We start from the raw sequence: 15,187 nt of genomic DNA on the forward strand, positions 1-15,187 counted from the left end.
GCTCGTATGGCACCCCGATAAATTCGGAGCACCTAGACTTCTATGGTATAATGGTAGCGATTGATCTAAACGGGGTGCAAGCGATGGTAATTAAACGGGTAGAAACGAAAAAAATTTCAGAGGTCATTCGTGATGAGTTAGAAATGATGATTCGTAACGGTGAGCTACAGCCAGGAGAAAAACTTCAATCTGTGGAGAAGCTAGCAAAGGAGTTTAATGTGAGCCGTTCGGCTGTGCGGGAGGCGCTCAGTGCCTTGCGAGCCATTGGGTATATTACGATCAAGCAAGGAGAGGGCACATATGTGAACAAATTTGACGTGTCACAGATGATGGCCCCCGTTTCCCCTGAACGAATCATGAGTAAAAAAGAAATCGAAGAACTGCTCCAAATTCGGAAAATCATGGAGGTCGGTGCGGCCAGTTTAGCTGCTACGCATCGTACCGATGAAGATCTAGCTGAAATGCGAGCGGCTTTAACGGATATGGCGCAAAGCGAAGGGGATCTCGGAGAAAAGGCCGATGTTCGTTTCCATCTAGCGTTGGCGAAAGCAACGAACAATGGCATGCTTCATGATATGATGCAGCAACTATCCGATACTCTTGGAAAAACAATGTATGAGACGCGGCGAATTGCCTTATTCTCAACAAAACAAACATTAGAACGGCTACAAGATGAGCATGAACGTATTTATGAGGCCATTGAAGCAAGAGATGCCGAAGGAGCAAACGATGCGATGCTCCAACATTTAATGAATGTGGAGCAGACTTTAATGGAGGCATATGAAAAGCAGTTATAGTATGAAGGGAGCTTTGATCACACCGGAGTGGTCAAGGCTTTTTTCACTTCTATGAAAGGTTGCCGAATGTAACTGGTGAAAGTACAAGAAAAAATAACGGTTTTTTTAATTGTGATGATGATAGTAGGATGGGTGAGAGTCACAGATGTAAAAAAGTTTAAAGTTTTTATTAAAAATGGGAAATAGGCTAAAAGCGATATTTTACAAAAAGAAAAAACATGATACAATATAACCGTTGGTTAGTAACCGACGGTTATATTGATTGAAGGAAAGGAGAGGACAATGCCTCACGATATTCAAGCTAGGGAAAGAATTTTAGTTGCTGCCAATAAACTTTTTTTAAAAAAGGGCTATGAACAAGTGACGGTTCGAGAAATTGCCAGAGAGGCAAACTGTTCACATACGAGTATCTATGTGTATTTTGAAGACAAACGAAAGTTGCTAGAAGCGCTTGCGAAAGAACCTCTTGTCAGTCTTCAAGAAAGTATGGCTGGAGCGCTCGCCTCAACCAAGTACGGGGCCAAGGAAAAGTTAATTCGTGTTTCAAAAATGTTTTTCTATTTCGGATTAAGTTATCGGAATCTATATCAAGCATTCCTGACCTATGAAGCCGATCGTGTGGATACCCAAGAGACGAAATGGGAGCTGAATGAACAGCGCTTGACCCTTTTTAATTTCTTAACAAAAGCAGTATGTGGTGTTTTTCCAACAGCAGGGCATCGCAAGGTTGTAGATTTCAGTCGAATGATTTACTTTCTGCTTCATGGCATGATAATGACCTACAAAGATCTAGAAGAGCGGGTTCTTTCAATTGCTAAAAGGGTCTTTCCAATTGTTACAGAGGCCGTTTTATATTTAATAAAAGGAGTGGAGGAAGATGAAACGAATACAAGTATCCCCTCACATCTATAAGCTGGAGAGTTGGTTCTTGCTGAAAATGAGTGCTTGGATTGTGAAAGAGGACGAAGGCGTCTATATTGTCGATACAGGAATGCCTTATATGGGAAAACGAATTCTTAAAGAAGCTGAAAAGTTAGGAAAAGTGAAAGGTGTCCTGTTAACACATGGTCACTCAGATCATGTAGGCGGGCTAAAAAAGATTTTAGACATCCAGGACCTCCCAGTGTATGTTCATAAGCTTGATATCAAACATATGGAAGGGAAAGAGCCTTTCCCAGGTCGGAAAAAAAGAGAATATTTAGTTGAACCGGGTGTTGCTAAGCCATTGCCTGTTGATGAGGACGGGGAGTTTCGCTGTTTTGGAAATCTAGTACCTTACCATACACCAGGACATTCTCCAGGTCATGTCTGTTATTATCATAAAAAAGATCGAGTCCTGATAGGAGGCGATTTATTTACATCGAAGCGTGGCAAGTTACAGCAACCTATTAAAATGTTTACAGCGGATATGAATGAGGCTGTGAGAAGTGGAGAGATTGTCAAAAAGCTTCAGCCAAGTAAAGTGAGTATTTGTCATGGGAATGATATTGACAATCCTCATACACAAATTGATGAATATTTGACCCATTACAAGTATGAGCGGAATGATCAACAAAAAATCAAAAACGAGGATCGTACGATCAGCTAACCACTCTTTATGACATTAACACAATTGCAAAACATCATTTACGACAAATAAATGTTTTATGTAAGAAAAAATACCTTTTTATTCTAAAAAGGTATTTTTCTATTGGATTTATAAAAATTATATTAATTTTAGAAAAAATATGTTGAAATTTATAAAACGATGATTTATTATAACCTTAGGTTAGTAACCGTCGGTTATAAAGGAAGGAGGTGCTTAATGCAGCTATTTTGCTTTCATTGCGCCGGTGGTTCGTCATCATTGTTTAATGGTTGGGGATTTTCTGGAATTGAGACGATTCCCCTTGATTTACCGGGGAGAGGAAGACGAATTCGTGAGCCTTTTCATACAGATTTCCAGAGTGCAGCCCAAGATCTTGCCGGCGAAATTCAAAGAAAAAGAGTAAAGGGACAAGAGTGGGGGGTTTTTGGTCATAGTTTAGGAGCTATGCTAGCTTATGAGGTAACGAGAATCTATCAAGATGAGTGGCTTAGCTTTCGTATCCTGAGTGGTGTTAGGCCGTTGCATCAATATAAAAATGATGTGAGTATACTCAAAGAAGATGATCGTACAATGATTCAGAAGCTAGTTGATATTAGTGGAATACCGTCTAAATATGCTGATCTTCCTGCGTTTGTTCAATGGTTTGCTCCTATTGTTCGTTCAGATTTACTGCTTGTCAAATCATTTCGATTTGTTCAAGATGATGCACCTATATCTACCTATGTTTTAAATGGAACAAAAGATCTCATTACACGAAATAGTCCAGTCATAGAGTGGAGGAAGTGTTGGAGGCAATCCTTTCATTATGAAACATTCGAAGGAGATCATTTTCACATCTTAAAAAAGCCAGAAATTGTCGAACGTTTCATGAAAATGTTTCTGGGAAAAGTAGGTGAAGTCAGGTGATTGCGTTAAAAGAGTTAAAACAATACGCCGACCTACATGTAAAAACACATTCATTCCAAGCGATCAACCCACGCCAAGTATTACAGAGCATTGAACGAGCAGCCTCAGAAGAGCCTACAGCGGGAGCGTGGGATTGGCAGTGGGTGGATGCTGCCAACAAATGCTTGCAAGCAAATGCGATAGAAGATGCTATTCAATGTTACAATTTTGCACGCTTTCCCTTTCCGCAAACGAGCTTACAGCAAGAGGCTGCAGCCCGTTTGACAAAGGTTTTTGAGCAAGCATATTGTAGGGAAGATGTACAAAAACATAGAGTTTATTATGATAATCAAAAGGTAACTGTTTATGCTGCAAACCTTCATCCTGATCTTCCTTGTTTGCTCGTACTTGGTGGAATTGTGTCGATAAAGGAACAATGGAGTGTCTTTCTGCAAGTTGGAAAGCGGCTCGGATTTTCAGTCCTCATTACAGAATGTCCTGGTGTAGGAGAAAATCAAGTACGTTATCATGCAGACTCTTATCGAATGATTGGCCAAATATTAGATACGTTTGCCGAACAAGCTAAGGTTGGTGACACGTATATTGTTGGTATGAGTTTTGGTGGTCATCTTGCTATGAAGCAAGCGTTACATGACGAACGCATTAAAGGAATTACGACGGTAGGAGCCCCACTTCATTATTTCTTTCAAGACTATTCTCAATTGAATGTCCCTTTTATCACACAAGCAACGTTGGCTCATGTGATGGAGGAGGAATTAGACCATGTCGGACGAGCACTTTCTCGTTTCGCTTTTATGCCAAAAGAATTAAACAAGCTTAAAATTCCTATTACTTATATTTTTAGTACCAAAGATGAGATCATTCCTAAAAGTGAGAAATCATTTCTTCTTGACAACATAGCGAATTTGACATTTTACGAGTTTGATGATGTTCATGGATCGCCGAATCATTTGCCTCTCATTCAAAAAATCATTCCTCTAAGCATCCTAAAGCATAGCAATAGCAAGAGGTACTTTGTTCGAATCATGTTAGCGTTTTTACTGACATACAACAAATGGAAGGGACGGGATGGGAAACGGTGAACTCATTAAAGGTTGCTGTCACAGGTATTGGAATTTTAACAAGCATTGGACACAACAAAGAGGAAGTTTTTCAGAATATGCTTGACAATCAAACAGGAATTGGACCGATTCAGTCATTCGACGTACAAGAATTTATTAGCCAAATTGGGGCCGAGATTAGCTCCTTCCAGCCATCTGATCATTTTACACCTGAGGAACAGAAAGGGTTAGATCGTTGCGCTCAGTATGCTGTTGTTTCTATTAAGGAAGCCTTGGAGGAGGCAAGAGTAGATCAGACAGTAGAAAAAACGATTGGTTTAGCCTTTGGAACATGCAATGGTGGCTTGAATTCACTGGAAGAACAGAGAGCTTTACAGGAGTTAGACCTAGAAAAAACACGAAATTATCCTTTTTATCAACAAGGAGATGTTGTAGCTAAATATTTCGGTTTAACCGGACCAGTCATCACGTTAAACACTGCTTGTGCCGCAAGTGGAAATGCAATTGGATATGCGTGTGACATGATTCGCCACGGGTTTGCTGATGTCATGATCGCAGGTGGATCGGATTCGATGTCCACTTCAGTATATGCGGGCTTTAATGCTTTAAAGGCTCTAAATGATCAACCATGTTCTCCTTATAATGAACAATATGGATTAAGTCTTGGAGAAGGTTCTGCTTTTCTTGTTTTGGAACCATTAGAAAAAGCGTTAGCAAGGGACGCAAAGGTGTATACGATCGTAGAAGGTTATGGTTTGAGCAGTGATGCCTATCATGAGACTGCTCCTCAGCCGGAGGGACAAGGCATTCGAAAAGCGGTTGAAATGGCCATTGAACAAGGGAATATTTCCAAAGATGAAATTGATTACATTAATACACATGGAACCGGAACAAAAGCAAATGATCCTGCAGAATTGCGAGGGCTACGTGCTTACTTCGGCAAGCAATTTGACAACATTTACGTTAGCTCAAGTAAAGCGTATTTTGGTCACAATCTAGGAGCGGCTGCAGCAATTGAGTACGCGACGACATTGCTGGCATTAGAACAAGGTCTTCTCCCTGCAACACTTCACTTTTCGCAGGCGAGGGAAGGCTGCAATCATCCGAAATTAGTGACAAACGAAATGAAATCATATAAGCCAAAGTATTTTTTATGTAATAACTCAGCCTTTGGTGGACACAATTCTTCAATTCTATCAAAAAATGTATACCATCCAGCGTTCTCACCAGCTACGATCACCACCTCTAGTGCTGAGGAGAAGAAGCGAATTGGCGTTTATGGCTATGGAACCATTCATAGGTTGGCCGATCATGATGGAACACTTCTATCTAACTTACATCAAGATTCACCTACTACATTTCAACTAGATTTTTCCCTTAAAGAATATAATCGTTCATTATACGAAAGACGGATGAACCCACTAACTCAATATAGCATTGCAGCATGCGATTTAGCTTTAAAGAACACTTCCCTTTCCAACATAGACAATGAACAAATTGGGCTTGTTTATGGAACTTCTCGTGGCAGCTTAAAAAGTGCGGAAAAATACTTAGGTTCTATTTTAGAGCGCGGAGCTGGAAATGCAAGTAGTGTCTACTTTCCAGATATGGTGTTGAACTCAACAGCAGGAAAGCTTGCCAAGAAGTTTGGTATTAAAGGTTTTAGCTCTTCTCATAGCTCAGGTGGTATAGATGGACTACAAGCGATCCTATATGGGATGACTAGCATTCTTGATGGGAAGCAATCAACCGTGCTAGTAGGAGCTGGAGATGAGCGGTCTGGATTATCTGATGAGATTGATCGAGCAATGAATTTACAGAATAGTTCTTATGAGATCGGTGAAGGAAGTACTTTTATCTTGTTAGCAGATACAAAAGTTACTGAAGAGAAAGGTCTAGATCCGATTGCTACAATCGAAGGCTTCGGTCAAGCGTTTTCTGGCCAAAATGATATGGATCAAACGATTCAACATGCTGTGGAGCAATGTTTGCAAAATGCAAACCTTTCTGAGGATGAGATCGATTTCATCTTTTACCATAACAACAATGTGACAGACATCGATGCGTTTCTTCAATTAAAGGAACGCCTAGGGCATATCCCTGTTTATACATTGAACCATCTTTGCGGTTATATGGAATCAATGGATCGCTTTTTCACGCACAAGTGGCACTAGAGCTGCTTGCTTTACCAAAAGAAGAACAACAGTCTATGATTCATGCTTTTGGTTGGCCGAAAAACGATCTGAGAACAGGGCTTATTATCACTACATCGATTAACGGGAATTCTATGGCCATGGCCATTAGAAAATAAAAAAATGGAGGGAATGTAGAATGAAATCTATTAGCGAAATTAAAGAAATTATTAAGGTGAACATTTTGATTGAGAGATTGGAGCTGGAGGACATTGAGGCAGATGAAATTGAGGATGAAGAGCCATTGTTTGGAGATGGGCTAGGACTTGATTCAGTTGAGGCCCTTGATGTTGTCGCAGGTGTTGAAGCTGAATTTGGCGTGAAAGTAGAAGGATTGGAAGAGGAGGATGTTCGTAAGCATTTCTACTCTGTTGCTACTCTTTCATCCTTTATCGAGGAGCAATTGAAGGAAAAAGTAGGGAACTAAATGGAATCATCGGAGTGTGGCTTTGCCCATACTCCGGTCTTTTAAGCAAAGGGGGCTCACCATGTTATTACGTGATAAAGTAGCCATTGTAACAGGTGCTACAAGGGGAATCGGGAAAGAGATTGTAAAAACTTTTGTTGAACAGGGAGCTTTTGTCTATGGCATCTACGCGTCTAATCATGAAGCTGCAAGGGAAATCGAAAAAACCCTTAACCAAGGGGAAAAATGCGTTTCTTATCCTTTCCTCAGATGAACGTCAGCGTGCGGAACGCATGAAATCATCCGTTTACGCAGAGCGTTTCAAACTGATTAGGGGCTATTTACGTTTCTTACTTTCAACCGTGCTCGCGCTTCCACCAAATCAAATTCACTTTACTTATGGGAAGTACGGAAAACCCATAGTCGAAAATAACGACTATTTCTTTAACGTTTCCCATGCTAAAGATTACTTTTTGATCGGTTTGCATGAAACGGCAGTCCTTGGCGTTGATATTGAATGTCCACGCCCTTTTCCACCCAAAGTGCACCCGTTCTTTTTCCATCAAGATGAGATCAACTTATTAGCTTCAGTGGATCCCGATCAGAAGATGAGACTATGGCTGTCATTATGGACGAGAAAGGAAGCGCTAGGGAAAGCAGTAGGGGAAGGATTGAGCAGCAACATAGGAAAGCAATCCGTTCTGTCCGATACAATTCACTATAACGGTCGTGAATATGTTCTTTTGACCCAACACGACCCTAGTTACGTGAAAACCATCTGCCTTGAAGGGAAGAGTGTGCAATAAGTTAAAATTCCACTTACACTTGAATACAGTAGCGACCTCCTCCTGTTTTACTTGTTTTACGTTTGATAATGACGTAAAGTACCGAAAAAGGGAAAATGGCAAAAAAGACATTCGGTTATCGCAACAGAACCGAATGTCTTTTCCGTTGTTAATGATGGGAATCATCCCCATGATCTTGATCGTGACTCTCTCTCTGGTTGTGTAAAATGTTCCAACGTTCCGAGCTGTTCCCCTGTGTAAGGATCGAGGAATACCGTGAGTGGCCCGTTGACCGTTGAGAGTGTCACTTCACTTGAACGGGTAGAGCTCTCTCCTGGGCGATACGCTGTAATGACCGAATCAGGGTACTGTTCATGAACCATTTCTAATTGTTCATCTGGAGACAGGCGATCTCCGGTTGGCGTCACTTCGTTATACTGTTGATAGAGTGTTTGTTCGATTTGTGGTTTAAATAAATAGATTCCCCCGGTTACAGCCAAAATGATCAAAAACGGGGCAACAATCACCCCAGCATAAAAGTGCCACCGCCAAATAACTTGATAGAGTGATGGCTTCGTTTCATTCATTTGTTTGTTCGAATCTCCGCTCGTTGATTTTGCTACATCCATGTCTTCTTAACTCCTTTGTCTGTTTCATGAACCAACGTTGAGTGTTACATAAAAATGTGAGGAAAACGTGAAGTCGTAAAAATATTTAAACAATGTTCACGGACACTTTCATTATCAATAAAGAATGATGTTTTCAGCGATAAGTGTGAGATTGGCTGAGCAAACGTTACATGGAAATCAAATACATACCCCAGATTCCGCTTTCACCGTAAGGCCGTTTTGTCTATAATAAAAAGGATGACTTCAAATCATAAACACTTCCACAAAAGGTGACGGACATGACAACGATTTTAGATATTGCTAAATTAGCAGGTGTAGCCAAAAGTACCGTATCTCGTTATTTAAATGGCGGCTCTGTCAGCGAACCAACAAGGCAAAAAATTGAACGAGTGATCAAGGAAACAGGGTATATCCCGAATGCTTTTGCCCAAAGCTTAAAAGCGAAGCAAACGAATTTTATCGGAACGATTGTCCCTCGATTAGATTCCTTTGCTGCTTCAAGAACGGTCATGGGAATTGATGATGAGTTAAAATCGTTAGGTTATCAAATGCTCATGTCCAATACGGATCAAAGCGTAGAGCGAGAAATCGAGACGATCTATAACTTAGCGAATCAAAAAATTGCTGGGGTTATTTTGCTTGCCACTGTCATTACGAAAGAGCATCTCAATGCCTTTCGAGAAGTAGGCATTCCGACGTTACTCGTCGGTCAAGAGCATACTGAGGTTCCGTGTTTGATCCATGATGACTTTAAAGCAGGTTATGAAATGGGGAAGCATGTGCTCAGCAAGGGGCATAAGCGGATCGCGTATTTAGGTGTCGGGGAACACGACATTGCGGTAGGAGTTAAACGTAAAGAAGGGTTCAAGCAAGCGATTGCCGAGCATGGTCCGTGCGAGGTGGCGTATTTCGAAACAAGCTTTAGCATGCAAGATTCGTTTCGCGTGTCACCGAAAATGATCGAAACCTATCGACCGTCAGCTCTCGTCTGTGCAACAGATAATATTGCGTTGGGGGCGCTAAAAGGGGCCTATTCGATTGGAATGAACGTACCGAAAGATCTGTCGATTACGGGATTTGGCGGCTATGAGGTCACCGGGATTATCCATCCAAGCCTCACGACAGTGAATTTTCACTTTAAAGCTGCAGGAAAAATGGCGGCGAGAAAAATGATCAAATTAATGAACGGAGAAGAGGTAAACCATCTTACACGTATGGATGTGGAATTAATTGAACGAGAAAGCGTTGACAATGTGTAAAAGCATGAGATATAATGAGGTCGAAACCGGTTCCAAATGACTATTAATTAGAATGGAACCGGTTCCTAAAGACTAGGCTAAGATTTTTATTTTTGTTTTCTTGTGGAACCGGTTCCTAAAAAAGATTATGATAAAGGAGAGGCAAACAATGAATCATCAAGAAGTGGTTAAACAGCTTATCCCATTGTTAGGTGGAAGAGAGAACATTGTCAGTGGGACTCATTGTGCTACTCGTCTTCGCATCGTGTTAAAAGACGATCAGCTGGCGCAAACGAAAGAGATTGAACAACTTGACGGCGTAAAAGGGGCGTTCTTAAGCTCAGGACAATATCAAATCATTTTTGGTACAGGTGTTGTGAATAAAGTATACGCAGCTTTCGCTGAGGAAACAGGGTTAAAGGAAGGGAATCAAGAGGATCATCAAGAAGCTGTTAAGAAAAAAATGAACCCAATTGCGCGTTTTGCGAAAACGCTATCAAACATCTTTGTTCCAATCATTCCTGCGATTGTTGCAAGCGGTTTATTAATGGGTCTCCTTGGAATGATGAGAACGTTTGAATGGGTAGCTCCAGATCACGCACTAATCGTATTGCTTGACATGTTTTCGAGTGCGGCCTTTATCATTTTACCAATTTTAATTGGTGTTAGTGCGGCAAAAGAGTTTGGCGGCAATCCTTACTTAGGGGCAGTCATGGGTGGTATCATGACCCATCCCGCGTTATTAAATCCATGGGGACTCGGGAATGCGGAGCCAGATTATTTAACGTTTCTCGGCTTTGATATCGCTCTTATCGGTTATCAAGGTACTGTGATTCCTGTCCTACTTGCTGTATATGCAATGAGCAAGATTGAGAAAGGTTTACGCAAAGTTGTTCCAAACGCAATTGATTTACTCGTCACACCGTTTGTGACCATCATGTTAACAGGTTTTATTTCCCTTATGGTCATTGGACCGATCGGAAACTTCATTGGAGATGGAATTACCGTCATCTTAAATTTCGTCTATGATCACGTTGGCTTTGTTGCCGGACTATTGTTTGGTGGTGTTTATTCTGCCATCGTTATTACAGGTGTACATCATAGCTTCCACGCCATTGAAGCAGGCTTAATCGCAAGTATTGGTATAAACTATCTGTTACCGATTTGGTCTATGGCCAATGTAGCGCAAGGCGGAGCTGGACTTGCGGTCTTCTTTAAAACAAAACGAGCAAAAACGAAGGAAGTGGCTCTACCATCGGCGTTTTCCGCTTTTCTCGGAATTACTGAACCGGTCATTTTTGGGGTTAACTTAAAATATCGTCGCCCGTTTGTCGGAGCGATGATTGGAGGGGCATTAGGCGGAGCATATGTTGTGTTCATGAATGTTTCCGCAGTAGCCTATGGTTTAACAGGGATTCCGATGTTGGCGATCGTTTCTCCACTCGGAACGATCAATTTGCTCCACTATGTCATTGGATTCTTTATTGCCTTAGTCACTGCTTTTGTTGCCACATGGCTATTAGGCTTCAAAGAGGAAGAAAATTAAACATTGAAGAAGGACCTGAGGGGAACACCTTTGCGCGTTCCCCTTCATGTATAGGAAGGGAGTTATCGAGATGAACCGAGGTGTTATCTGCTTAGGTGAAGCGTTGATTGATTTTATTCCGATGGATTCTACTAATGAAATCTACCAAAAAAGTCCCGGGGGTGCTCCGGCAAATGTGGCTGTAGGATTAGCCAAGCTTGGGGCAAAGTCAACGTTTGTCGGCAAGGTGGGAGACGACTTGCTCGGGCGATTTTTAAAAGAAACTTTGTCGAAAGCGAATGTAAACACTGAGCACATGCTGTTTAGCAAGGAGGTCCGTACTGGGGCTACGTTTGTAACCCTTGCAGTTAATGGCGAACGAAGCTTTGATTTTTATATTAATCCGAGCGCGGATCGTTTTTTAGAAAAAGGTGAGGTTGCTCCTACTATATTTGAAGAGCATGGTGTTCTCCATTTCGGTTCAATTAGTTTAATAAGTGAACCGGCACGAACGGCGACAAGACATGCTGTGTCGTTAGCAAAGAAAAATGGACTGATGATCTCCTATGATCCGAATTTACGCCTAAACCTTTGGGAGGATGAGGAGCAAGCACGATTGCTCATCACTTCAATGCTAGGGGAAGCAGATGTGCTGAAAATCAGTGAGGAGGAATTGGCGTTCATCACGGGCGAACAGACAATTGAGGCGGGTTTGGATCAGCTTGCAGCTTACAACATTCCGCTTGTTTTTGTCACATTAGGGGAAAAAGGTAGCATCGTTTCGTATAACGGCATCCAGCGTAAGGTTCCGGCGATGGCAGTACAAACAGTTGATACGACCGGTGCAGGTGATGCATTTGTTTCAGCTATTCTTTTCAAACTGCAAGAGCAACGGAAGCAAGTAGCTGAGTTGTCTATCAAAGAAGTAGAGCAGATGGCCCGATTTGCTAGCGTGTCTGGAGGGTTAGCGGCTGCAACGAAAGGGGCGATGACGGCATTGCCGACCCTTGAGAAAGTTAATGACATCCTACGAAATGAACAGATGGAGTGAAGTGTTGATGACGAATCGAGATCAAGAATTACGACAAAAGGCGAAAGAGACCATTAAACGATATGAGCGCTTAGTACAACGTGATCCGTACCGTCTTGTTTATCATTTAATGCCACCTGTTGGGTTATTAAACGATCCGAACGGGTTTATTGACTGGGATGGGACCTACCATTTATTTTATCAGTGGCATCCATTCGAAGCGGCTCATGGGCCTAAATTTTGGGGGCATTTCGTATCAGGCGATCTAGTCTTTTGGGAAGAGAAAGAGCCCGCGCTTACGCCAAGCGATTGGTTCGATAAAAACGGCTGCTATTCAGGAAGTGCTGTGGCAGACAATGGAAAGCTAAAACTCTTTTATACAGGGAATGTAAAAAATGAAAATGACGAACGGGAAAGCTATCAATGTGTAGCAGAATCAGAGGATGGCTTAACATTTACGAAAAAAGGCGTGATTTTGCACGTTCCGGACGGTTATACGGCGCATTTTCGTGACCCAAAAGTATGGAAGCGTGATGGCATCTGGTATTTAGTGATTGGAGCACAGACAAAACAGATCGACGGGCACGTTTTGTTGTTTCGATCAGACGATTTAAAAGAATGGCAGTTTGCTGGTATTGTGACAGGATCGAATGTACGAAGTATGGGTGATTTCGGCTATATGTGGGAATGCCCAGACCTTTTCCATTTAGATGGGGAGGATGTTTTGCTCGTTTCACCACAAGGGCTCGAAAAGCAAGGTTATCTTTATCATAACGTTCATAATACCGGCTATTTTATTGGTCGGCTCGATTATGAAACGGGCGAGCTTGTCCATGGGCCATTTAAGGAGCTAGATCGAGGCTTTGAATTTTATGCGCCGCAAACCACGATCGATCGTTACGGTAGACGAATTTTGTTCGGCTGGATGGGGGTACCGGATCAGGGAGAGGAGAAGCATCCAACGGTCAAACATCAGTGGATTCATGCGATGACATTACCTCGTGAACTGAAGTTGGTGGATGGGAAAATCTATCAACGCCCAGTGGAAGAGCTCAAACAATTACGAAAAAATGAAGTGTCACGACCAAGTGTAAAGATCTCAGAACACCCTCAGAGGTTTGAAGAAATCTCTGGCGAAGCCTTTGAATTACTCCTTGATGTTGAAGAGAATCAGGCAGAGGTGTTTGAATTAACGATACGCGATAATGTCCGTGTCATTTTCAATCGAGGGTTAAAACGACTAACATTAGAACGAGTGAGCTTTGTTGATGGTTTAACCGAAAGCCGTCATTGTGAGTTAGCTGAGCTATCATCGCTTCACCTCTATGTGGATACGTCTGCTGTCGAGCTGTTTGTAAACGAAGGCGAGGAAGTGTTCACGGCTCGGTACTTTGCAGATCCAGCCAATCGCAGCATTCAGTTTAAGACGATCCATGGCTCTCTAACAGCTTCTCTGAAAAAATGGGCGCTAGACTCCATTATGAAAAAATAACAAAAAACTTGGCTCGGGGCCAAGTTTTTTGTTAATCGCTAGCGTTGAGGTTTTCCATGCTTCAAGACGTTTTGCAAGAAAGTAGGATTCGGATAATCGGAAGCCTCAATCTGTTCACAGACCGAGTGTATGTCGTAGCTAACGCGTTGGATTGTGACACTAAACTGTTCCTCAGCTCCGTCCACGAGTAAATAAGACGCTTGACACACTCCATCGAACGGGAGTCCGACACTACCGAGATTAGCGACGATTTTCCCATCAATAAATCGGACATATGGCAAATGGATATGACCGTAAAGATAAAGGTTTGCTTGATTTTGTGCCATCAGTTTTTCTTTTACGACATGATCGGCAGCTGTCGGTGTCACGATATCAAAAAGACTCGTTGGTGTCGCATGGAAGCAGAGGACATTCCAAGTATCTGATAAAGAAAAAGTATGTACGGTTGGTAACTGTTTTAAGAAATCAATGTCGGATTCATCTAGCTTTCCATACGTCCATTCCCGTTCTATCCGCATGACCTCAAGAACTGAATCTGGAACTTCCCCTTTGCGAATGCCGCGCACGACCCACTCATCCGCATTGCCTTTTACCACTGGCACTTGAAGTGAACGGACGAGCTCGAGCGACCGTTTCGGTTCAATCCCGCGAAAGCATATGTCCCCAAGGACTATGATCTGATCGACTTGCTTTGATTCAATGTCTGTTAGTACGGCTTCAAGAGCCTGAGCATTACCATGAATGTCTGAAATAAATGCTGCCTTCATAGCGATCCCTCCTGTAAGAGTGTATCCATTCGAAGCTATTCACATCGTACCACATGGCCTTTTGAACGAATAGTTACGGAAAGAAAAAAAGATTGCACATTTACTTGTGAACGAGGATACTAAATGAAGAGGGGAAGTTGGAAGGAGGACTGTTTTATGGTTCCTCGAGAGCTACTTGAGATGATCGTTGTCGGATCAGTCGTCGGAGTGATCCTTTTTGTTTGTTTATTATGTCAAGGAAAATGGAGAAAAAATTTCCTCATGATAGCTGTAACAATTTCGGTAGGGTCCAGCCTCCTGTTTTTCGTCCGACCTTACTACATTGACGTACAAATTGAACGAAAGGTTGGCCAGCTGGAAGCGTATTTAGAGGAGCATTATCCAGGGGAGGCGTGGGGGATACAGACCGTACCCCATCGAGTGAATGAGCACAAGCATCTGAACCCTTACTTAATTGGAGTTGTTTTTGAAACGGAGCCGGACGTTACGTATCATTATTTGGTCAAAGATAAACATACAATCGTACAAAGTGTATATTCATCCAATACAAGCGGGGATGTAGATAAATGAGGAAATAGTAGAGGGGTTTAAATATGGTAGAACAGGGTTATAGAAAAACCTCTGTTAGTAGAAATAGCAGATTTGCTTAAAGGAGATGGGCGGTAGAAATCACCGTCTTTTTTTGTACTTTTAGAAATTTGTACGTACAAAAAAATATCAAGCTAATCAAACAAGACAGAAGGAAGGCAATTAAATATTAATTTATCCATT

16 protein-coding genes are annotated in these 15,187 nt (G+C 42.0%); 14 read left to right on the forward strand and 2 right to left on the reverse strand.

Annotated features, from left to right (window positions below):
* The first annotated feature begins 83 nt into the window (after positions 1 to 83).
* The 9 genes from FED51_RS09780 to FED51_RS09820 all read left to right on the forward strand — a co-directional run bounded on the left by FED51_RS09780 (position 84) and on the right by FED51_RS09820 (position 7,756).
* Complete coding sequence (locus FED51_RS09780; protein WP_041821462.1) at positions 84 to 797, forward strand: FadR/GntR family transcriptional regulator; 714 nt, start codon at positions 84 to 86, stop codon at positions 795 to 797.
* Between the two features lie 282 nt (positions 798 to 1,079).
* Positions 1,080 to 1,709: a TetR/AcrR family transcriptional regulator gene (locus tag FED51_RS09785; protein WP_053431262.1), complete on the forward strand. Its 630-nt coding sequence runs from the start codon at positions 1,080 to 1,082 to the stop codon at positions 1,707 to 1,709.
* The gene (locus tag FED51_RS09790) at positions 1,675 to 2,385 is read left to right on the forward strand and encodes an MBL fold metallo-hydrolase (RefSeq protein ID WP_053431261.1); all 711 of its coding nucleotides are present in this window, start codon (positions 1,675 to 1,677) and stop codon (positions 2,383 to 2,385) included. The genes FED51_RS09785 and FED51_RS09790 overlap by 35 nt, the downstream gene beginning before the upstream one ends.
* A 216-nt stretch (positions 2,386 to 2,601) precedes the next feature.
* On the forward strand, positions 2,602 to 3,291 hold the full coding sequence (locus FED51_RS09795) for a thioesterase II family protein (RefSeq protein ID WP_053431260.1): 690 nt from the start codon (positions 2,602 to 2,604) through the stop codon (positions 3,289 to 3,291).
* Positions 3,288 to 4,373, forward strand: coding sequence for an alpha/beta fold hydrolase (locus FED51_RS09800; RefSeq protein ID WP_053431259.1), 1,086 nt, complete (start codon positions 3,288 to 3,290; stop codon positions 4,371 to 4,373). The genes FED51_RS09795 and FED51_RS09800 overlap by 4 nt, the downstream gene beginning before the upstream one ends.
* Positions 4,370 to 6,526 (forward strand): beta-ketoacyl-[acyl-carrier-protein] synthase family protein, encoded by a 2,157-nt coding sequence (locus FED51_RS09805; RefSeq protein WP_233443893.1) that lies wholly within the window; start codon positions 4,370 to 4,372, stop codon positions 6,524 to 6,526. Before FED51_RS09800 ends, FED51_RS09805 begins: the two co-directional genes overlap by 4 nt.
* A gap of 157 nt (positions 6,527 to 6,683) precedes the next feature.
* On the forward strand, positions 6,684 to 6,971 hold the full coding sequence (locus tag FED51_RS09810) for a phosphopantetheine-binding protein (RefSeq protein ID WP_010898002.1): 288 nt from the start codon (positions 6,684 to 6,686) through the stop codon (positions 6,969 to 6,971).
* Positions 6,972 to 7,032: 61 nt separating this feature from the next.
* On the forward strand, positions 7,033 to 7,224 hold the full coding sequence (locus tag FED51_RS09815) for an SDR family NAD(P)-dependent oxidoreductase (RefSeq protein ID WP_083445541.1): 192 nt from the start codon (positions 7,033 to 7,035) through the stop codon (positions 7,222 to 7,224).
* Positions 7,225 to 7,243: 19 nt separating this feature from the next.
* A complete protein-coding gene (locus tag FED51_RS09820) occupies positions 7,244 to 7,756 on the forward strand; it encodes a 4'-phosphopantetheinyl transferase family protein (protein WP_166740106.1) in 513 nt (170 codons plus the stop codon).
* A 161-nt stretch (positions 7,757 to 7,917) separates the two neighbouring features.
* Here the strand turns inward: FED51_RS09820 and FED51_RS09825 are convergent, their stop codons facing one another.
* On the reverse strand, positions 7,918 to 8,364 hold the full coding sequence (locus tag FED51_RS09825) for a PepSY-associated TM helix domain-containing protein (protein WP_053431256.1): 447 nt from the start codon (positions 8,362 to 8,364) through the stop codon (positions 7,918 to 7,920).
* A gap of 278 nt (positions 8,365 to 8,642) precedes the next feature.
* Between FED51_RS09825 and FED51_RS09830 the strand changes: the two genes are divergently transcribed.
* The 4 genes from FED51_RS09830 (at position 8,643) to FED51_RS09845 (ending at position 13,649) form a co-directional block, all read left to right on the forward strand.
* Complete coding sequence (locus tag FED51_RS09830) at positions 8,643 to 9,623, forward strand: LacI family DNA-binding transcriptional regulator (protein WP_053431255.1); 981 nt, start codon at positions 8,643 to 8,645, stop codon at positions 9,621 to 9,623.
* Positions 9,624 to 9,771: 148 nt separating this feature from the next.
* Positions 9,772 to 11,148, forward strand: a complete 1,377-nt coding sequence (locus FED51_RS09835; protein WP_053431254.1) for a sucrose-specific PTS transporter subunit IIBC — start codon at positions 9,772 to 9,774, stop codon at positions 11,146 to 11,148.
* Between the two features lie 70 nt (positions 11,149 to 11,218).
* On the forward strand, positions 11,219 to 12,178 hold the full coding sequence (locus tag FED51_RS09840; protein WP_175414316.1) for a carbohydrate kinase family protein: 960 nt from the start codon (positions 11,219 to 11,221) through the stop codon (positions 12,176 to 12,178).
* A 7-nt stretch (positions 12,179 to 12,185) separates the two neighbouring features.
* Positions 12,186 to 13,649 (forward strand): glycoside hydrolase family 32 protein, encoded by a 1,464-nt coding sequence (locus FED51_RS09845; protein WP_083445540.1) that lies wholly within the window; start codon positions 12,186 to 12,188, stop codon positions 13,647 to 13,649.
* Between the two features lie 38 nt (positions 13,650 to 13,687).
* On the opposite strand, the gene FED51_RS09850 is transcribed toward FED51_RS09845, so the two are convergent.
* The gene (locus FED51_RS09850) at positions 13,688 to 14,416 is read right to left on the reverse strand and encodes a metallophosphoesterase family protein (protein ID WP_010898020.1); all 729 of its coding nucleotides are present in this window, start codon (positions 14,414 to 14,416) and stop codon (positions 13,688 to 13,690) included.
* Positions 14,417 to 14,572: 156 nt separating this feature from the next.
* Between FED51_RS09850 and FED51_RS09855 the strand changes: the two genes are divergently transcribed.
* The gene (locus tag FED51_RS09855) at positions 14,573 to 14,986 is read left to right on the forward strand and encodes a hypothetical protein (protein WP_053431252.1); all 414 of its coding nucleotides are present in this window, start codon (positions 14,573 to 14,575) and stop codon (positions 14,984 to 14,986) included.
* The last annotated feature ends 201 nt before the right edge of the window (positions 14,987 to 15,187 follow it).

This window comes from Halalkalibacterium halodurans, from assembly GCF_005671335.1.
In the GTDB taxonomy this organism is placed as follows: domain Bacteria; phylum Bacillota; class Bacilli; order Bacillales; family Bacillaceae_D; genus Halalkalibacterium; species Halalkalibacterium halodurans.